This window comes from Microbacterium pumilum (genome assembly GCF_039530225.1).
GTDB lineage: Bacteria > Actinomycetota > Actinomycetes > Actinomycetales > Microbacteriaceae > Microbacterium > Microbacterium pumilum.
This window is the reverse complement of record NZ_BAAAOH010000001.1, coordinates 2,463,707-2,482,651: the sequence shown is the minus strand read 5'-3', so window position 1 is coordinate 2,482,651 and position 18,945 is coordinate 2,463,707. Positions and strand designations below refer to the sequence as shown.

General features: G+C 68.3%; 17 protein-coding genes, 1 tRNA gene and 1 pseudogene. 7 read left to right on the top strand and 12 right to left on the bottom strand.

The window, feature by feature from the left end; genetic code table 11:
* The first annotated feature begins 10 nt into the window (after window positions 1-10).
* Window positions 11-1,894 (top strand): glycosyl hydrolase family 28-related protein, encoded by a 1,884-nt coding sequence (locus tag ABD188_RS10925; RefSeq protein ID WP_344061814.1) that lies wholly within the window; start codon window positions 11-13, stop codon window positions 1,892-1,894.
* Window positions 1,895-2,001: 107 nt separating this feature from the next.
* Here the strand turns inward: ABD188_RS10925 and ABD188_RS10920 are convergent, their stop codons facing one another.
* The 3 genes from ABD188_RS10920 to ABD188_RS10910 all read right to left on the bottom strand — a co-directional run bounded on the left by ABD188_RS10920 (window position 2,002) and on the right by ABD188_RS10910 (window position 5,164).
* Window positions 2,002-2,994, bottom strand: coding sequence for an aldo/keto reductase (locus ABD188_RS10920; RefSeq protein ID WP_344061810.1), 993 nt, complete (start codon window positions 2,992-2,994; stop codon window positions 2,002-2,004).
* Window positions 2,995-3,191: 197 nt separating this feature from the next.
* On the bottom strand, window positions 3,192-4,112 hold the full coding sequence (locus ABD188_RS10915) for a L,D-transpeptidase (protein ID WP_344061807.1): 921 nt from the start codon (window positions 4,110-4,112) through the stop codon (window positions 3,192-3,194).
* A 47-nt stretch (window positions 4,113-4,159) separates the two neighbouring features.
* Window positions 4,160-5,164: a helix-turn-helix transcriptional regulator gene (locus ABD188_RS10910; RefSeq protein WP_344061804.1), complete on the bottom strand. Its 1,005-nt coding sequence runs from the start codon at window positions 5,162-5,164 to the stop codon at window positions 4,160-4,162.
* A 108-nt stretch (window positions 5,165-5,272) separates the two neighbouring features.
* On the opposite strand from ABD188_RS10910, the gene ABD188_RS10905 reads away from it, so the two are divergent.
* Window positions 5,273-6,394, top strand: a complete 1,122-nt coding sequence (locus ABD188_RS10905; RefSeq protein WP_344061801.1) for an epoxide hydrolase family protein — start codon at window positions 5,273-5,275, stop codon at window positions 6,392-6,394.
* 87 nt (window positions 6,395-6,481) lie between these two features.
* Here the strand turns inward: ABD188_RS10905 and ABD188_RS10900 are convergent.
* A tRNA-Pro gene (locus ABD188_RS10900) sits at window positions 6,482-6,555 on the bottom strand.
* A gap of 279 nt (window positions 6,556-6,834) precedes the next feature.
* On the opposite strand from ABD188_RS10900, the gene ABD188_RS10895 reads away from it, so the two are divergent.
* The 4 genes from ABD188_RS10895 (at window position 6,835) to ABD188_RS10880 (ending at window position 10,654) form a co-directional block, all read left to right on the top strand.
* Window positions 6,835-8,829 (top strand): Rv1352/Rv1906c domain-containing protein, encoded by a 1,995-nt coding sequence (locus ABD188_RS10895; RefSeq protein WP_344061798.1) that lies wholly within the window; start codon window positions 6,835-6,837, stop codon window positions 8,827-8,829.
* A 100-nt stretch (window positions 8,830-8,929) separates the two neighbouring features.
* A complete protein-coding gene (locus ABD188_RS10890) occupies window positions 8,930-9,523 on the top strand; it encodes a GNAT family N-acetyltransferase (protein ID WP_344061795.1) in 594 nt (197 codons plus the stop codon).
* A gap of 73 nt (window positions 9,524-9,596) precedes the next feature.
* The gene (locus ABD188_RS10885) at window positions 9,597-10,283 is read left to right on the top strand and encodes a lysoplasmalogenase (RefSeq protein WP_344061792.1); all 687 of its coding nucleotides are present in this window, start codon (window positions 9,597-9,599) and stop codon (window positions 10,281-10,283) included.
* Complete coding sequence (locus ABD188_RS10880) at window positions 10,283-10,654, top strand: RNA-binding S4 domain-containing protein (protein ID WP_344067027.1); 372 nt, start codon at window positions 10,283-10,285, stop codon at window positions 10,652-10,654. The genes ABD188_RS10885 and ABD188_RS10880 overlap by 1 nt, the downstream gene beginning before the upstream one ends.
* A 30-nt stretch (window positions 10,655-10,684) precedes the next feature.
* On the opposite strand, the gene ABD188_RS10875 is transcribed toward ABD188_RS10880, so the two are convergent.
* A complete protein-coding gene (locus ABD188_RS10875; protein ID WP_344061789.1) occupies window positions 10,685-11,587 on the bottom strand; it encodes an NUDIX domain-containing protein in 903 nt (300 codons plus the stop codon).
* Between the two features lie 83 nt (window positions 11,588-11,670).
* On the opposite strand from ABD188_RS10875, the gene ABD188_RS10870 reads away from it, so the two are divergent.
* A complete protein-coding gene (locus tag ABD188_RS10870; protein WP_344061786.1) occupies window positions 11,671-12,084 on the top strand; it encodes a GNAT family N-acetyltransferase in 414 nt (137 codons plus the stop codon).
* Between the two features lie 190 nt (window positions 12,085-12,274).
* Here the strand turns inward: ABD188_RS10870 and der are convergent, their stop codons facing one another.
* The 7 genes and pseudogenes from der to ABD188_RS10835 all read right to left on the bottom strand — a co-directional run bounded on the left by der (window position 12,275) and on the right by ABD188_RS10835 (window position 18,827).
* The gene (der, locus tag ABD188_RS10865) at window positions 12,275-13,810 is read right to left on the bottom strand and encodes a ribosome biogenesis GTPase Der (protein WP_344061783.1); all 1,536 of its coding nucleotides are present in this window, start codon (window positions 13,808-13,810) and stop codon (window positions 12,275-12,277) included.
* Complete coding sequence (gene cmk, locus ABD188_RS10860; RefSeq protein ID WP_344061780.1) at window positions 13,800-14,540, bottom strand: (d)CMP kinase; 741 nt, start codon at window positions 14,538-14,540, stop codon at window positions 13,800-13,802. The genes der and cmk overlap by 11 nt, the downstream gene beginning before the upstream one ends.
* Window positions 14,533-15,687 (bottom strand): prephenate dehydrogenase, encoded by a 1,155-nt coding sequence (locus ABD188_RS10855; RefSeq protein WP_344061777.1) that lies wholly within the window; start codon window positions 15,685-15,687, stop codon window positions 14,533-14,535. Before ABD188_RS10855 ends, cmk begins: the two co-directional genes overlap by 8 nt.
* Window positions 15,687-16,571 carry a pseudouridine synthase gene (locus tag ABD188_RS10850; protein ID WP_344061774.1) on the bottom strand — a complete coding sequence of 295 codons (885 nt, stop codon included), beginning with the start codon at window positions 16,569-16,571 and terminating at the stop codon, window positions 15,687-15,689. Before ABD188_RS10850 ends, ABD188_RS10855 begins: the two co-directional genes overlap by 1 nt.
* Window positions 16,568-17,181 (bottom strand): annotated as a pseudogene (gene scpB, locus ABD188_RS10845) (SMC-Scp complex subunit ScpB). The gene ABD188_RS10850 and the pseudogene scpB overlap by 4 nt, the downstream one beginning before the upstream one ends.
* The gene (locus ABD188_RS10840; RefSeq protein WP_344061771.1) at window positions 17,171-18,010 is read right to left on the bottom strand and encodes a segregation and condensation protein A; all 840 of its coding nucleotides are present in this window, start codon (window positions 18,008-18,010) and stop codon (window positions 17,171-17,173) included. Before ABD188_RS10840 ends, scpB begins: the two are co-directional and overlap by 11 nt.
* On the bottom strand, window positions 17,994-18,827 hold the full coding sequence (locus ABD188_RS10835) for a ParA family protein (protein WP_344067025.1): 834 nt from the start codon (window positions 18,825-18,827) through the stop codon (window positions 17,994-17,996). The genes ABD188_RS10840 and ABD188_RS10835 overlap by 17 nt, the downstream gene beginning before the upstream one ends.
* Between the last annotated feature and the right edge of the window lie 118 nt (window positions 18,828-18,945).

The window sequence follows — 18,945 nt, the reverse complement described above, 5'->3', positions numbered from 1 at the left end:
CCTTCGCAATATGCACGCACCTGTCCCCCGCACGCGACGACTGGCTGCGGCCGTCACCGGCGCAGCGCTGATCGCCGGAGCGCTCATGGCGTCCCCTGCCGCCGCGGTGGCTCCGGCGGCCGTCGATCCCATACATCCGGACTTCGGCCCGAATGTCACGATCTTCAGTCCCGACACCCCCCTCGCCGACATCCAGTCGTCTCTCGATGCGCTCGCCGATCAGCAGCGCGATGCCGAGATGGGCACGACCCGTCATGCGGTGTACTTCCTGCCGGGCGACTACGGCACGGATGAGGCTCCCCTGCAGTTCGAGGTGGGCTATTACACCGAGGTTGCCGGCCTCGGCGCCGATCCGGGCGACGTCAACGTGAACGGGGCCATAGAGGTGTACAACCGGTGCCTCGCGGATGGAGGCACCAGCAACTGCCTCGCGCTGGTCAACTTCTGGCGCACCATCTCGAATCTGTCCATCGACGTGAACAAGGCGGGCCAAGACGGATGCCGCCAGACCGCCAACTTCTGGGCGGTGTCCCAAGCCGTCTCGATGCGTCGGGTCGACGTCACGGGCAACGTGTCGCTCATGGATTACTGCACTGCCGGACCGCAGTATGCCAGCGGCGGGTACATCGGCGACACCCGCCTGCAGACCGTCACCAACGGCTCGCAGCAGCAGTGGCTCACCCGCAACAGCGAGGTGACCAACTGGAGCAACGCGGTGTGGAACCAGGTGTTCTCGGGTGTCGTCGGCGCCCCAGGCGACGCCGCGTTCCCCGACCCGCCATATACGACGATCGACAAGACGCCGATCAGCCGGGAGAAGCCGTACCTGTACGTCGACGACCAGGGCCGCTACAACGTCCGCGTCCCGGGTGTGCAGCGCGAGTCCAGCGGCATCAGCTGGGGCGCCGGCGAGACGGCGGGTCGCAGCATCCCGATCAAGGACTTCTACATCGCGAAGCCCGGCGATTCGGTGACGAAGATCAACGCGGCGCTCGCACTCGGCAAGAACCTCATCTTCACGCCGGGCGTGTACGACATCCCGTCGACGATGCTGGTATGGCGGCCCAACACGGTGGTGCTCGGTCTCGGGCACGCGACGCTCACGGCCAAGAAGGGTGCCACTCCCCTGGCGATCGCGGACGTCCCGGGCATCGTCGTCGCGGGCATCACGATCGATGCCGGCGAGAAGCTGTCGCCGGTGCTGCTCAAGGTGGGGCTGTCGAAGACGCTCAATCTGTCGAGCAAGCTCTCAAAGAACAACCCGATCACGCTGAACGACGTGTACTTCCGCGTCGGCGGTCCGCACATCGGCAAGGCCACCACAGCGCTCGAGATCAACGCCGACAACGTGCTCATCGACCACACCTGGGTGTGGCGCGGTGACCACGGCGTGGAAGGCTTCACGAACGGCGTGAACGGCGACACCGACCGGTGGAACACGAACACCGGAAAGAACGGCGTCATCGTCAACGGCGACAACGTCACCGCGACGGGGTTGTTCGTAGAGCACTTCCAGCGTTACAACACGCTCTGGAAGGGCGAGAACGGGCGCGTCATCCTGTACCAGAACGAACTGCCCTACGACCCGCCCTTGCAGGCCGACTGGACCCAGCCCGACGGCACGCTCGGCTACCCCGGGTACGTGGTCGACAAGAAGGTGAAGACCCATCGCCTTGATGGCGGCGGTGTCTACGTCTTCAACCAGAACAACCCGTCGATCACGACGACCGACGGATTCGAAGTACCGCAGCGCCCCGGGGTTCAGCTGCACCACATCATGACGGTGAACCTCAGCGCAGGCACGATCGAGCACGTCGTGAACGGCGTGGGCGACGCCGCGGATACGACCCGCGTCGGGGCACCCGTCTACATCACGGACTACCCGACCCCATAACCCCCCACGGGGCCAGCGCCCCGGTGCCTCTCGGCGCCGGGGCGCTCGGTCGTGCCGGCGCGAGCCGCGCGCGCCGCCGCGTACGGCACCGCGGGACGCCGGCTCGATCACCAGAGCGGGTGGATGGCCTCTCGCAGCCGCCGGTCGTACACATCCCGGATGACGGCACCGAACGCCGACACATCGAACCCCGAGCCGAGCAGCGCCTCGGCGTCGGCGTTCGTCGTCGCCTGCGCGACCGACCGTGCTCCGGGAATCGCACTCGTCACACCGGGCTGCGAAACGATCCACGCAAGTGTGGCCGCGGGCAGCGACACGCCATCCGGTAGGGCCGTCGCGAGCTCGGCGACGGCCGCGAGCCCGGTGTCGAACTCGACCCCCGAGAAGGTCTCGCCCCGATCGAATGCCTCACCCTGACGGTTGTAGGTGCGGTGGTCGCTCTCGGCGAAAGTGGTGGCCGACGAATACTTGCCCGACAGCAGGCCCGAAGCGAGCGGAACCCGCGCGAAGATCGAGACCTTCGCGGCCGCAGCGGCCGGAAGCACCGCATCGAGCGGCTTGAGCCGGAACGGGTTGAAGATGATCTGCACGTTCGTCACGTTCGGTCTCGCGATCGCGGCGAGAGCCTGTTCGCAGGTCTCGACCGACACGCCGTACGCGGCGATCACTCCCTCGTCTACGAGAGCATCGAGGGCATCGTAGGTCGCGGCATCCTCGATCACGGCCGTCGGCGGGCAATGCAGCTGAACGAGGTCGAGCGTCTCGACGCGGAGGTTCTGCCGCGACCGATCCGTCCACGCGCGAAAGTTCTCGGGCGTGTAGTTCTCGGGCTCCTGCGGCATCCGTCGGCCCATCTTGGTCGCGACCGTGATGTCGTGGCCCGGCCGCCCTTCGAGGAACCACCCGATGAGCGACTCGCTGCGCCCGTCGCCGTAGACATCCGCGGTGTCGAACAGCGTCACACCCCGCTCGACGGATGCCGCCATCAGCGCCGACGCGTCTTCGGCGCTCACCGCACCCCAGTCGGCGCCGAGCTGCCATGTGCCGAGGCCGATCGCCGATACCTTGCGTTCCGTGCGCCCGAGGGCTCGCTGATCCATGGGAGATCTCCTTCGGGGCGCGGTCGCCGCGCCCACGTTCCAGCTTGTCAGACTCGGGGTCGGCGATGGCCCGTACGGTGGGCGTTCATCGGCGCCGTCGATCGGATCACCACGTGGTCACGACGGCGGATGCCGCCACCGCCGCTGTGTGGATGACGAGGGCGCGCGGGTCGAAGCCGCTTCGCAGCACCGCATCCTCAGGCCCTTATGACGACGGGCGTGCCGAGCGGAAGCTGGGCCAGCCGATCGATCGCCGCGGAGTCGAGGCGGATGCAGCCGTTCGAGATCGGCCCCGAACGCTCATCGTGATAGTGGAATGCCGTGATCGCCACGTCCGCGCCACCGAACCCGTCGAGCGTCGGCGACTGCACCGACAGGTAGACGATCGGGTGACCGCGGGTGTACCAGAACTCCGGGACGACCGCCGTCGTCATGATGAAAGCGCGACCGACGGGGGTCGGGGTGTCGGGGGTGCCCCATGCGAAATCCGTCGCCACCCGCTCGGTGACGCCGGCCCGCACGATGTCGACCGTTCGCGCCGAGATGCTCACTTCGACGACGGTGTCGTCAGGAGCCAGCTCGACATCCTGCGTCCGAAGCCACCCGGTCACCTGTGCGGAGTTTCCGTGCGACGGCGTCGCCTGGCGCCCGACGAGCAGCACCTTGACCCAGTTCTCTTCCTTCTGCACGACCGGAACCGTCGTGCCGTCGTAGGGGAACTCACTCGGCAGATACGCGACCGGCTGGGTGGTGGGATCGGCGAACACCGGTGCTCCGATGCCCCGCGCCACCGCGTGCTCGCCCGTGAAGTCACCGTAGGCATCGTCGTCGACGGGCAGCTCGGGGATCACCGCGAACACATTCACCTGCGGGAGCGTCGCCGCGTCGTACGACGCGGTGTTCGCCGGATACCCGGTCGGGGTCGGCGTGGGGGTCGGTGTCGGCGTGGGGGTGGGCACGGGGGTCGCCGTCACTGTGGGAGCGGATGCCGCAGGCGCGGCCGGACGCAATGCCCAGGTGATGAGCCCCGCGACGACGAGCACCAGCACGAGCGCGAGGGAGATCCACGCGGCGCGTCGCCCACGCGGCTGCACCGCCGCCTCGCTCGAATCCCCCATGACCCCATCGTCGGTGTCCGGCTGAGCACTCCGCAAGCCAGGGACAGTCAGCGCTCGGAGCGGACCGGCATGGTCGCTGCCGGCTCCGGCTCGACGAATGCTCCCGCCGCGCGGTCGAGCCGGGCCGCGAGCGCGCGCAGCGCGGCGACGAGCGCTGGCGCGTCGATCACGTCGAACTCGGCGTCGAGCATGCTCAGGTGCAGTGCGAGCATGCCGGGGTCGTCGGATCCCAGCACGAGTTCGCTGCGGTCCGGCCCGCGCTCGGTGATCTCGATCGGGATGAGGATCCGCTGCCTGACATACGCTGCCGAAGCATGCACCACGACTCGCGCGCGGAACCGCCACGTGCCGCGATCGACCCCCCGCGCGACGTGGGCCGCGATGGCATCGTCGGGCGGCGTCGCACGCGGAGAGAAGCGCGGCCCCACGGGAAGTCGCAGTTGAATGCGGTCGACCCGGAACGTCCGCCACCCCGCTCGCTCGCGATCCCATCCGAAGAGGTACCAGCGCCCGTCCCTCGTGACGAGTCGATACGGCTCCACGTCGCGACTGCTCGTCGAGCCGGAATGAGCCTCGTACGAGAAACGCAGTCGCTCGGCATTGCGGCACGCTGCCGCGATCGTGACGAGCACTCCCGGGTCGATGCGTCCGCCGCCTGTCGGGATGGTCAGCGCGGCCACCCGCAGCGACTCGACGCGCTCACGCAGTCGCGACGGCAGCAGTCGCTGCAGCTTGACGAGCGCACGGACGGATGCCTCGCCCATCCCCTCGACTGTCGCCGACGTCGCAGTCCGCAGCGCAATCGCCATCGCGACCGCCTCCTCGTCGTCGAGGAGCATCGGCGGCATCGTGACCGTCTCACCCAGGCGATAGCCGCCGGCGACTCCCGGGCTCGCCTCGACCGGGTAGCCGAGCCTGCGAAGACGATCGATGTCGTTTCGCACGGTTCGCGTCGTCACTTCGAGCCGCTCGGCCAGCGCCGGCCCGGTCCAGTCGCGGCGCACCTGCAGCAGCGAGAGCAAGCGCAGCAGCCGAGCGGAGGTTTCGAGCATGGTCCCACGATCTCACGAATTGCGGAAAGAAGCGTTCCGCATGGGGCCCTAGCCTTGTCGCAGCAAGACGCACCGAACTTCCACGAACGACTCGGCGAGGAGACCTCGATGAACGACATCCAGCCATTCAGCATCGCCGTCGAGGACGCCGACCTCGACGATCTGCGCGATCGGCTCGCCCGCACCCGATGGTCGGACGAGTCACCCGCCGACGGCCGCGAGCGCGGCATCCGTGCAGCTGAACTGCGCGAGCTCGCGGACGCCTGGCGAAGCGACTACGACTGGCGCGCCCACGAGGAACGGCTGAACCGGATTCCGCAGTTCGTCACGGAGATCGACGGTCAGCGCGTCCACTTCCTGCACGCCCGTTGCGACCGCGAAGACGCGCCCGCGTTGCTGCTCACGCACGGATTCCCGAGCTCCAATGTGGAGTTCGCGCGGCTCGTCGACCTGCTGACCGATCCGTCGAACGGTCCAGCGTTCCACGTCGTCGCGCCGTCGCTGCCCGGCTACGGATTCTCGACGCCGCTCTCCGGCGCCGGCTGGTCGATGGGCAGGATCGCCGACGCGTGGATCGAACTCATGCGCCGTTTGGGATACAGGCGGTATGGCGTGCACGGTGGCGACATCGGCGCCGGTGTATCGGGCATGGTCGCGAGCCGTGATCCCGAGCATGTCGTCGGGATCCACGTCGTGACCGACCCGATGACCGCGGCGAGCGCGGCGACCTTCATCCCGGGAATGGCTGACAGCCTGGATGCCTCGGATCCGATCGATCAGCTCATCCTCGAGCGGATGGCCGCTTTCCGCAACGACGCCTCTGGCTACCTCGCCATCCAGAACACGCGCCCGCAGACGATCGGCTACGGGCTGACGGACTCGCCGACGTTCCTGCTCGCATGGATCGTCGAGAAGCTCCAGGAGTGGACGGATGTCGACCTCGACCCTGAGCTGATCCTGACCCTCGTCTCCGTGGCCTGGTTCGGCCGAGCCGGCGCTTCGGCCGCGCACACGCTCTACGACCAGGCCCACTCGAGCGAGTGGGGCGGACCGGTGACCGTCCCGCAGTCCTTCACGGTCTTCGGTGCGGACGAGACCGTTCGCAGGGTGATGCGCTCGCCCGAGGACGCGCGCTGGGTCGAGTTCGGAAACGGGCAGCACTTTCCCGCGATGGAACTGCCCGAGGTGCTCGCCGAAGACGTGCAGGCGTTCTTCGGTCCGCTCCGCTGATTCCGTCCTCGCGGGATCGTCACGCCCTCGACAGGACGGTTGACGTGAAGAAAGGGCCGGCCTTGCGGCCGACCCTTTCTTCAACTGTCGGGATGACAGGATTTGAACCTGCGACCCCTTGACCCCCAGTCAAGTGCGCTACCAAGCTGCGCCACATCCCGATGCCCGTGCCTGAGCGCGGACAACTCACCCATCGTACCCGAGCGCCGCAATGGGCGCGAACGCGGAGCGCTCCTCGAGACTCATCCACAGGCTGTTCGAACGTGCCGACCGCCGTACTTACAATTTCCCCTGAACATTCGTCAACATCCTGACGAGTGCCGCACTTGACTGGGGAAAGTCACATCTCGATGACGAATGTCTTCGTGCCGTCCGCGACGGCATTTCATCCATCCACCGATCCATCAGCGACCAGGTCGCACAGACGCACCTTCGCAGCAGTGGTCACCGTCCTTGCTCTCGTCTTCGCACCGTTGGTCGCGTCACCCGCAGCCTTCGCGGACGACGTCGATGCGGTGTCGGTGACTGCACCGGCAACGTCGTCGCTGACCGGCGATCTGCGCGTCGGCTCGACGGTCGCCGTCCAGACCGGGCCGTGGACTCCCGAGTCTGCAACTCTGGCGTACGCGTGGTGGCAATCGTCCGCCGCCTATGTCGCACCCGTCGACGGTGTCGACCAGAACCCAGGGGCCACGGTCATCGACGGTGCTGCGAGCGAGAGCCTGACCATCGGTCCCGAGCTGAACGGCCGATACGTGTGGGCTGTCGTGACCGGTTCCGCCGACGGACTCACCCCGGCGAGCATCGTAGTGGGCGGCGCGACTCCCGTCGCGGCGGGCGTGCTGACGGGAGTCCCGGCGGTGTCGATCGCAGGATCGGGCCTGCTCGGTGCGACGCTCACCGCAACGCTCTCGGCGGCAGTCCCCGCCGGCGTCACAGCGACCTACCGCTGGCAGCGCAACGGGGTGGCCATCAGCGGGGCAACCGCTGCGACGTACACCGTGGCGATCGAGGATGTCTCGACATCCATCACCGTGGTCGTGGAGTTCGCCGCGCCTGGCTTCACGACGCAGACCGCCACGAGCGGTGCGCTCGCTGTGACGGCGCAGCCGGTCACCGACGCGCCGACGCCGACCCTTTCGGGCACTGTGCGCGTCGACAGTGTCGTGACGGCACAGCCCGGCGCATGGCCGGCCGACACCACGTTCACCTACCGATGGAGGTTCATCGACAGCAAGGGTGTCGTCACCTACTCGAAGTCCACGGCACAGTCCTACACACCGACGGCGTCGACGCTCGGCAAGAAGCTCAGCGTGGAGGTGACGGGCACCACTCCCGGGCACCTGCCGACGATACGCAGAAACGCGAGTGCGACCATCGCACCGGGTGTCTTCCAGACGGCGCCCGCGCCTGTCGTCAGCGGTGCCAAGCAGGTCGGCAGCACCCTGACGGCAGCCGCCGGCACCTGGGCACCCGCAGCGACACTGACCTACCAGTGGAAGCGCAGCGGCGCCGCCATCTCGGGTGCGACCAAGTCGACCTACCAGCTCACGACGAGCGATGCAGGCAAGACGATGACCGTGACGGTGACGGCCAAGCGCACGTCATACACGACCGCGACGCGCACCAGCGTTCCGACGACGACCGTCCTGAAGCCCTTCGCCGGCGTCACGACGCCGAAGATCGTCGGTGCGGCACGTGGCGGTGTCACGCTGAGCGTTTCGATGCCGACGTGGTCGCCGACGCCCACGCTCAGCTACCAGTGGAAGCGGGGCGGTGTCGCCATCGCCGGAGCGACAGCGTCGACATTCCGACTCACATCGAGGGACGTCGGAAGCACCATCACCGTCACCGTCACAGGTGAGCGATCCGGCTACACGACGCGCGCGGTCACGAGTGCGGCGACAGCGAAGGTGGTCCCTGCCAACACGATCACCCGGGACGGCCTGTACGAGGTCGGCAAGCACATCGCGCCGGGAACCTACGTCGCGACAGGCGGCAACAACTGCTGGTTCGAACGCCGCTCCGATGCGAACGTCGGAGTTGAGGCCGGTGCGCTCGGCTGGCAGTACTTCTACAGCGCCGGCTACGGCGGGCAGAAGGTCGTGACGATCAAGTCGACCGACAAGTACTTCTACACGGAGGGTTGTGGCGTATGGAAGCTGCCGGCGACCAGCGTGAAGACCGCCGTCGCAGACGGTACCTGGATCGTCGGCAAGGATGTGAGCCCCGGCATCTGGCAGGTCTCCGGGCCCTTCGCGAGCGATCGGTGCAAGGTCGTCTTCCACAGCTCGTTCACCGGCATCGCCGACGTCGACGTGATCGAGAGCCTCTATGTGGATGCTGTGGGTGACCGGTACTACATCTTCGTGACCGACAAGGGCTTCACCTCGGACGGATGCGGAACGTGGAAGCGCATCGGCAACCTCCCCTGACTCGGCTCCTGAACTGAGGCGAGGTGTGCGGCGGTCCTTCTGGGCCGTCGCACACCTCTTCGTCGTTGCCGATGTCGGATCCCCGGCCTAGCGTCGAACCATGCCGACCATCACCATCGAACCTGCGACGGCCGAGAGATTCGACGACGCACAGCACGCGCTCACGGGCGGCGGCGACGGCAGTTCGTGCCAGTGCGCGTGGTGGACCATCACGAACGCCGACTTCCAGCGGACCACGCGCGACCAGAAGAAGGCGCTCCTGCACGACGAGATGGATGTCGCGCCGCCGCCCGCTCTCATCGCCTACGTCGATGGCGAGGCCGCCGGATGGATCCGCGTGGGTCCTCGCACCCGGCAGCAGCGGCTGGCACGAACGAAGGAGTTCATCGCGTACTCCGAAGAGCCATGGGAGGACGGCGACGTCTGGGCGGTGACGTGCTTCGTCGTCCGGCGAGAGCATCGCGGCGAAGGCCTCAGCGCGCGCCTTCTCGACGCGGCCATCGACTTCTCCCGTTCGAATGGCGCCCGGCTCCTCGAGGGTTATCCGACTGAGCCGATCGACGCCTCAGGCAAGAAGAGGTCCTCCAACTCGCTCTTCCGGGGGGTCGTGTCCACGTTCGAGAATGCCGGTTTTCACGAGGTCGCCCGGCCCAAGCCGGATCGCGCGATCGTCGCACTCGATCTGACCGCGTAGCCTCCACAGGGCGCCCGGTCCGGCCTGCCGAACGTGCGACGATGATGGTGTCGTGCGCTCGATGAGGAGGACCATGCACCGGCTCTGGATCGGGTTCATCCCCTTCGCCGTCGTCTCGGTCCTTCACGTCGGCGCCCTCTCGCTCGAGGCTGTCGCGATCGCAGCCCCGACGAAGCTCCTCCTGATGCCGTTGCTTGCCGTCGCCGTGCTCTGGGGTGGATGCGGCTCTCGCTGGGGCACGACCTTTGCCCTCCTGTTCACTGCGATCGCGCTCTCGTGGCTCGGGGACGGCGCCGACACCTTCTTCCCTGCGGCGCCCACCATTCCGACGATGCTGGTTTGCTTCGGCCTCGCTCACCTGTGTTACATCTGGCTGTTCTGGCGCATCCTCTCGGTGCGGCCGGTTCCGCCCTGGGCCGTCGTGTACGGACTCTGGTGGGGCCTGTTGCTCGCGGTGCTGTGGCCGGCGCTCGGCGGTCTGCTCATCTCCGTCGCGATCTACGGTCTGGTCCTCGGGGGGACGGCGGTTGCGGCATCTCGCTGCCACCCCCTCATCGCCGTGGGCGGGGCGTTCTTCCTCGCCTCTGACACGATCCTCGCGTTCGAGATCTTCACGCCCGCGGCTGCCCCGCCCTGGTCGAGCCCGGTGATCATGCTCGCGTACTGTCTCGGGCAGGGACTCATCGCGGCGGGCGTCATCGTGGCCGACCGGTTGCGAAGGTCCGCTGCCAGCACCGAAATGGCGGAGGTCGCGCCATGATGGAGAGTTCGGCTCGCGTCGACGCGTGGCTGTGGGCGGTCCGCGTGTACAAGACGCGCTCCGCGGCCACGACCGCATGCCGCGCCGGGCATGTACGGGTCAACGGCGACCGTGCGAAGGCCGCCCAGCCGGTGCGCCCAGGCGACGAGCTCCGCGTGCGCATCTCGGGCTTCGACCGGATCCTCGTCGTGCGTCAGCCGATCTCGAAGCGTGTCGGCGCCGTGCAGGCGGCTGCGGCTCTCGATGACCAGACCCCTCCCCCGCCGCCGCGCGAGCTGACCGCGTTCGTGCCTATTCGTGACCGCGGCGCGGGACGACCTACCAAGCGCGAACGTCGCGACATCGACAGGCTCCGCGGTCGCGAGGAGTGAGCGGGAGCGAGAGCGACCTCGACCTATCGATCAGCCGAGAAGCTCCGTCAACCAGCGGGCGCCGCGGACGGCGGCTCCGGCATCCGTCACCCGATCGGCGAGTCCGCGATCGCTCGTCACCACCGTGACCGTGCGCGCTGCGGCCACCAGCCGCACCGCCTCGGCGAGGATCGCGTCATCGCCTGATCCCGGCGCGGCGACCACGTCGACGCTCGACGCATCGGTCCCTGCCCGCCGCGCCTGGCCCTCGACGACGGCGACCCACTCGGGGTACCAGCGGTGCTCGGACAGCGCGAGCGCATCGGCCCGTATCCCGCTCACCGCGAGATCGGAGATCCGTGCGATGAGCCGATCGGCGGCACCGGCGCGGTCGCGCCACCAGCCGTCCGGGGTCGACCCCATGACGTTGGCGACATCCACCACGACAGCCGGACGGATGCCGAGCACCGCACGCAGCTGTTCCCACGATGATGCGAAGCCCGGGTGAAGCGGTCGATCATCGATCGCATCCGCAGGCACCCACGCGAGCTCGTGACTTTCAGGATCGCTGATCGTGGGCTCGAACGGTGTGGTCACGTCGCCCACGAGCGTCGTGTAGCTCCAGTAGCCGAGGTCGAAGACACTGAGCAGACGTGGCCGGATCGCGCCTCTCGGCACTCCGGCCTCTTCTGCGGCCTCACGCAGAGCGGCATCGCTCGCCGATTCCCCCTGGTGCCGGGCGCCGCCCGGCAGTGCCCAGGTGTCACCGAAATGACTCCACGACACGCGATGCTGCAGGAGTATGCCGCGATGGGGATCGAGCGCGAGAAGACCAGCGGCGCCGAACCTGCCCCAGTACCGCTCCCCCGTCGGCGCCTCGACCCACGCGTCGCCGGGGTTGCGTGGTCCGAGCGGACGCCGCGGCCCTCCGGGTACGGGCGGCTCGATGGTCACCCGCTCAGCCTGTCACACCGCGCAGTCCACGGACTCCGGATCGGCCCCGGTGCCGTCATCCGGCGTCTCGCGAGAATAGGGGCATGGACTACGAACTCGATGACGACCCTGCGCGCATCCAACCCGACGTGGTGTGGGCCTACCTGTCGACCGATGCGTATTGGGGACGCTGGCGCACGCGTGTCGACATCGAAGCCCAGCTCGCCTCGGCGTGGCGGGTCGTCGGCGCGTATCGCGCCGATACCGGCGCGCAGGTCGGGTTCGCACGAGCGTCGTCGGACGGCATTGGATTCGCCTATCTCGCGGACGTCTTCGTGCTGCCCGAGCACCGCGGGCACGCGCTGGGCAAGCAGCTGATTCAGCGAATGATCGACGACGGTCCCGGCCGCGACTTCCGCTGGGTGCTCTTCACCGCCGACGCGCACGGGCTTTACGAGCAGTTCGGCTTCGGCGCCCCCGATGCCACAGCGATGATCCGGCCCAGCCGTCAGGGCTGATCCTATGGCGCCGGGCAGCACCGAGATCCCGCCATGTCCCACTTTCCCCCGCCTCCCGGCTAACTAACCGGGGGAAAGCGGGACACGAAGCGTGAAGAGTGGGACATCTTGCCACAGACCGACCCTTTCCCCCGTCTCAGGCTGAGCCGGTGCCTGCGACCGGGGATCAGCCCGGCCGGCAGCACCGAGATCAGCGCTGCCGCTTCTCGCGGACGCGCATGTTGATGACGATGGGAGTGCCCTCGAAGCTGTACAGCTCGCGCAGGCGGCGCTGGATGAACCGGCGATACCCGGGATCGAGGAACCCGGTCGTGAAGAGCACGAAAGTGGGCGGGCGTGTCGACGCTTGCGTGCCGAACAGGATGCGCGGCTGCTTGCCGCCCCGCAGCGGATGCGGGTGCTCGGCCACAAGCTCGGAGAGGAAGGCGTTGAACTTGCCGGTCGGGATGCGGCGGTCCCACGACTCCAGCGCGAGGTCGAGTGCCGGCACGAGCCGCTCGAGGTGCCGACCGGTGCGCGCTGAGATGTTGACGCGCGGCGCCCACGCGACGTGCGCGAGGTCCTGCTCGATCTCGCGTTCGAGGTAGCGACGACGATCCTGGTTCTCGAGATCCGCATCGTTCAGCCGGTCCCACTTGTTGAAAGCGAGCACGAGTGCGCGTCCCGACTCCAGCACGAGGTCGATGATGCGCACATCCTGCTCGGAGATCGACTCCGAGACGTCGATCACGACGACGGCGACCTCGGCCTTCTCGAGAGCGGCGGACGTGCGCAACGAGGCGTAGAAGTCGGCGCCCTGCTGCAGGTGCACACGACGACGGATGCCGGCAGTGTCGACGAATCGCCACATCCGGCCACCGAGTTCGACGATCTCGTCGACGGGATCGCGTGTGGTCCCGGCGAGTTCGTTGACGACCACTCGCTCCTCGCCCGCCGCCCGGTTGAGCAGCGACGACTTGCCGACGTTCGGCCGGCCCAGGATGGCGACACGGCGAGGTCCGCCGATCTCCTGCTTCGCGACCGCCGACACATCGGGCAGCACCTTCATGATCTCGTCGAGAAGGTCGGCCACCCCACGGCCGTGGATCGCCGAGACCGGGTGCGGCTCGCCGAGCCCCAGGTTCCACAGGGCGGCGGCTTCAGGTTCATGCCGCGCGTCGTCGATCTTGTTCGCGACGAGGAAGACGGGCTTTCCGCTCTTGCGCAGGAGCCGCACCACGTGCTCGTCGGTGGACGTCGCGCCCACCATCGCGTCGACCACGAAGAGCACGACGTCACAGAGGTCGATCGCGACCTCCGCCTGCGCGGCGACAGATCGGTCGATGCCCTTCGCGTCGGGCTCCCATCCGCCGGTGTCGACGAGCGAGAACTTCCGGTCCATCCACTCCGCCTTGTACGTGACGCGGTCACGCGTCACGCCGGGGGTGTCTTCGACGACGGCTTCGCGGCGGCCGAGGATCCGGTTCACGAGCGCGGACTTGCCGACGTTCGGTCGCCCCACGATCGCGACGACCGGCAACGCCGGCGAGTAGAAGATGCCGTCCTCGCCGAGTTCGACGCCCGAGAGGAGCTCGGCGTCCTCGTCGTCGAGCTCGTAATCGGCGAGTCCGGCGCGCAGCGACGCGGCCCGCTGCTCGGCAAGCTCCTCGTCGAGGTCGGCGAGCTTCGCTTCGAGGTGGTCGGGACCGCCCTCGTACTCTTCGGTGTCGCGGTCCTCAGCGGACATCAGGGGCTCCTGTCGGGGCAGACACGACCGTGCGGATGACGCCGAGCACGGCGTCCACGGTCTGTTCGAAATCAAGGTCGGTGGAGTCGACGACGGTGACCCCAGGCGCCGCGGTGAGGAAGTCGACCACAGCGGAGTCGGACGCGTCGCGGCGTCGCAGCGCATCGGCGACAGTCGCGGCATCCTGTGTCACCAGCTCTTTGCTGCGACGCGCCGCGCGCACCTCGGGCGCCGCGGTCAAGAGGATCCTCGCGGGGGCGTCCGGCGCGACGACAGTGGTGATGTCCCTGCCCTCGACGACGACGCCAGGGCGTCCGGATGCCGCCACGAGCGCGCGGAAGAGCCGGTTGACCGATTCGCGAACGGCGGGCACGCGCGCAACGCCGCTCACCGCATCCGTCACTCGCACCTCGCGGATCGCGGAGGTGACATCGGTCGAGCCGACACGGACCCAGAAGTCGTCGGGGTCGAGCGAGATCGCGTAGTCGAAGTCAGTCGCGAGGGCTTCGACGGATGCCGCATCCGCCGTGTCGACGCCGCGCTCGAGCGCGAACCATGCCAGCGCGCGATACGCCGCGCCCGTGTCGAGGAAGCCGTAGCCGAGGCGTCGCGCGACCTGCTTGGACACGCTGGACTTGCCGCTTCCGGCCGGACCGTCGATCGCGACGACGATGGGGTTTTCGGTCGCACCGGTCCCTGAGCGTGTCGAAGGGGTCGAGGGGTCAGTCATTGGTGGTGCTCGCAATCTTCCAGCCGCGGGCTTCGAGTCCGTCTACGGCGCGACGCACGGCGCCGGGCACCACGCTGATCTCGGCGAGGCCGAACTGTGCGCCGGGAGAGTGCTCCAGCCGGAAATCCTCGACGTTGACCTCGAGCTCGCCGAGGTCGCCGAACAGCCGTCCGAGCTGTCCGGGGGTGTCGTCGACCATGACGACGACCTGGTCGAACCGGCGGTTCTGGCCGTGCTTGCCGGGCAGGCGCTCGACGCCGTCGTTGCCCCGGCGGATCGTGTCGGCGACCGCCCGACGCGAGCCCGGTGCCTCAGGGGCACGCAGCGCATCGGCGACAGTCGACAGGTCGTCGGCGAGGGCGTCGAGCACGTCGACGACGGGCGCCGCGTTGGCTCCGAGGATCTGGACCCACAGTTCGGGGGCGGATGCCGCGATCCGCGTCGTATCGCGCACACCCTGCCCGGCCAGTCGCAGCGAGCCATCGGGGGCATCGACGAAGCGGCCGGCCAGCAGGCTGGCGACCAGCTGCGGCACGTGCGACACGAGGGCGACCGCCCGATCGTGATCTTCGGGCGTCATCTCGAGCGGCGTCGCACCCAGGTCGAGGGCGAGACCCTCGACGAGCGCGAGATCGGCGGCTGGGGTGTCCTCGTCGCGGCAGACGACCCAGGGACGACCGACGAAGATGTCGGCGCGAGCCGAGATCGCTCCGCCGCGTTCGCGTCCGGCCAGCGGATGCGACCCGATGTAGTGGGTGAGGTCGACGCCGCGCTCGCGAAGAGTCCGCAGCGGCTCGAGCTTGACGCTCGCGACATCCGTCACGACCGCGTTCGGGTGCTGTGCGAGCTCGCGCTCGATGACATCGGCGGTGACATCCGGCGGAACGGCGACGACGATGAGCGACGGATCGTCTGCAGCGGCGGCGAGGCGGCCGGCACCGTAGTCGACCGCGAGGCGCAGTTGAGCAGGCGACGTGTCGTCGAGGGCCACGTCGATGTCGAGCGCTGTGAGCGCGTGGCCGATGCTCGAGCCGAGCAGGCCCGCGCCGACGATGCGCACTGTGCCTTGGACGCGGGAGGCGAGGGTCGACTCGGCGGCGCGGTCTCGCTCGCCGCGGACGCGCGGCGCTGCCGAGTGATCGGTCACTATGTCTCCTGGTCGCTCCCCGCCGAATGCGGGTCGTCGTCGCGGCGCGGTTCCTGATCCTGTGGAAGGACCTGCGACGGGCCGCTCGGGGCCGGGCGCGCCAGTGTCAGCAGGGCGCCCCGCTCCACTTTAGTCAATTCGCGTGCCCGCCCAGCTGGCAGGGTTCCCAGGTGCAAGGGGCCGAACTGGCGGCGCACGAGATCGACGACCGGATGTCCCACGGCATCCATCATTCGACGCACGATCCGGTTGCGGCCGGAATGCAGGGTGAGCTCGATGAGCGAGCCCCCACCATCCGTCGAGCTCGAGAGCAGTCGCGCCTTATCGGCCGCGATCGCACCGTCCTCGAGCTCGATGCCGCGGGTCAGCGTCGCGATGGTCTGCGCCGTCACCCGGCCGTCGACCTTCGCGATGTACACCTTGGTGACTCCGAAGGACGGATGCGCGAGCACGTGCGAGAGCTCGCCGTCGTTGGTGAGGAGGAGCAGGCCGCTGGTCTCGGCATCGAGGCGTCCCACGTTGAAGAGCCGCTCGGGCCACTCGTTTGTGAACCGCTGCAGATCGGGACGACCGCGCTCGTCGCGCATCGTGCTGAACACACCCGTGGGCTTGTTGAGCATGACGTACCGCTTCGACGGATCGAGCTGGATTGCGGTGCCGTCGACATCGACGAGGTCTGTCGTCGGATCGATCCGCGAGCCGAGCTCGGTCACGACCTCGCCGTTGACCCGTACACGTCCCTCGACGATGAGGTTCTCGGCGACTCGGCGAGAGGCGACCCCGGCATTGGCGAGCACCTTCTGGAGCCGGATGCCGTCGGTCGACCGCTCGCCGTCACCGGGCTCGTCTGCGGCTCCGGCCCCTGAACCTGTTGCAGGGCTCATCGCCGCATCCCGTCGTCGAAACCACCGGCGCCGCTCACTTCGTCCGCGCCGTCGAGCAGCGGCGAGATGTGCGGCAGCTCGTCGAGCGAGTTGATGCCCAGATTCACCAGCAGCGCATCCGTGGTGCCGTAGTGGATGGCGCCGGTCTCGGCATCCGTGAAGAGCTCCGTGATGAGCCCGCGTGACAGGAGCGTGCGCACCACCGAATCCACGTTCACGGCGCGGATCGATGCGACCTGGCCGCGCGTGACAGGCTGTTTGTAGGCGATCACGGCGAGGGTCTCGAGCGCCGCCTGCGACAGCCGCGACGGAGCCTGCGAGTTCGCACGTACAGCCGCCAGCCGCCGCCCACCTCACGCAGCTCGAAACCGCGGCGAGGACCGCCGGTGAGCCCGTCGTAGTCTTCGACGAGCCCTTCGATCGCCTGACGCACGGCCGGCACGGGAGCCGCGACGGCAGCGGCGAGACTCACAAGGCTCTGCGGCTCGTCGAGGATGAGGAGGATCGCTTCGAGCCGTCGAGCGACCTCCGGCACGGGCGTCGGCTGGGCACGCTCGGCGACAGGCGGCTCGACGAGCTCCGCGCCAACGGATTCGGCGTCATCGGTCATAGTCGGCTCCCAGAGTCGCGAGGTTCTCATCGGACCAGCGCTGCGCGGTCCATCGGAGGGTGAGCTCGCCGAGCGGCTCGAGCTGCTCGAACGAGAGGGCGGCGTGGCGGTACAGCTCGAGCACCGACAGGAATCTCGCCACGATGACACCCGGCTGGGCGACTCCGGCGACGAGTTCGCGGAAGTTGAGGGTTCCCGCATCGCGCAGCAGCGTCACGACGATGGCCGCCTGCTCGCGGATGCTGACGAGCGGCGCATGAAGATGGTCGAGACCGACGTGGGGAATCTCCTTCGGCGTCAATGCGAGTAGCCCCAGCGCCGCGAAGTCGTCCGCGGTCAGGGTCCACACGAGCTCGGGCACGGCCTTGCGGTACTTCTCGTCGAGCCGCACGCTGCGCGTGTGGCGGCGATCCTCCCGCTGCAGGCACCGGGCGAACCACGCGGACACCTCTTTGAAGGCGCGGTACTGCAGCAGCCGCGCGAACAGAAGATCGCGCGCCTCGAGCAGCGCGACGGACTCGGCGTCCACGAGCTCGCCCTGCGGCAGCAGCCCCGCGACCTTCATGTCGAGCAGGGTGGCGGCGACCACGAGGAATTCGGATGCCTGATCGAGCTCTTCGTCAGGGCCGAGCAGCCGGAGGTAGGCGATGAACTCGTCGGTCACCTTCGACAGCGACACCTCGGTGATGTCGAGCTCGTGCTTCGAGATGAGGGTCAGCAGCAGGTCGAACGGACCGTCGAACACGCCGAGTGAGACGCGGAATCCGTCGCCCGCCTCTTCGAGGGGCTCGGTGACCGGAAGGTCGCGTTCGTCAGGCGACGGCGCCACGGGCGACCAGCTCCCGCGCCAGCCGCAGGTAGGCCTGGGCGGCGGCGTGCTCGGGCGCGAACTCGGTGATGGGCATGCCGGAGACCGAGGCATCCGGGAACTTCACAGTGCGACCGATCACGGTCTCGAGCACGTCGTCTCCGAACGCGTCGACCACTCTCTCGAGCACCTCGCGCGAGTGCAGCGTGCGCGCGTCGAACATCGTCGCGAGCACGCCATCGAGTGTGATCGTCGGGTTCAGCCGGTCGCGCACCTTGTCGATGGTCTCGATCAGCATGGCGACTCCGCGTAGCGCGAAGAACTCGCACTCGAGCGGCACGATGACGCCGTGGCTCGCCGTCAGGGCGTTCACCGTCAGCAGCCCGAGCGACGGCTGGCAGTCGATCAGCACCACGTCGTAGTCGGCGCTCACCCCACGCAATGCGCGTGAGAGTGACTGCTCGCGGGCGACCTCGTTGACGAGATGCACCTCGGCCGCCGAGAGATCGATGTTCGCGGGGATCACATCGAGATTCTCGACGCGCGAGTGGACTACGACCTCTTTCGGATCGCGCTTGCTGTCGAGCAGCAGGTCGTAGATGGTCGGGATCTCGTGAGTCTGGATGCCGAGCCCGGCCGACATCGCGCCCTGCGGGTCGAAGTCCACGGCGAGCACCTTGCGCCCGTAGGCCGCGAGCGCCGCCGCCAGATTGATGGTCGTCGTCGTCTTGCCGACGCCGCCCTTCTGGTTGCACAGCGAGATGATGCGAGCCGGCCCGTGACCGTCGAGCTTGGGCGGCGTCGGGAAGCCGTGATACGGGCGTCCAGTCGGCCCCATCGGGGTCTCGTCATCTGAGGTCGTCGTCGCGCCCCGTTTGCTGACCGCCACTGACTCTCCTTGATTCACCTTGCCGTGCCCCGATTCTATCCACCAGCAGGGCGGTCCCCCGGGAGCA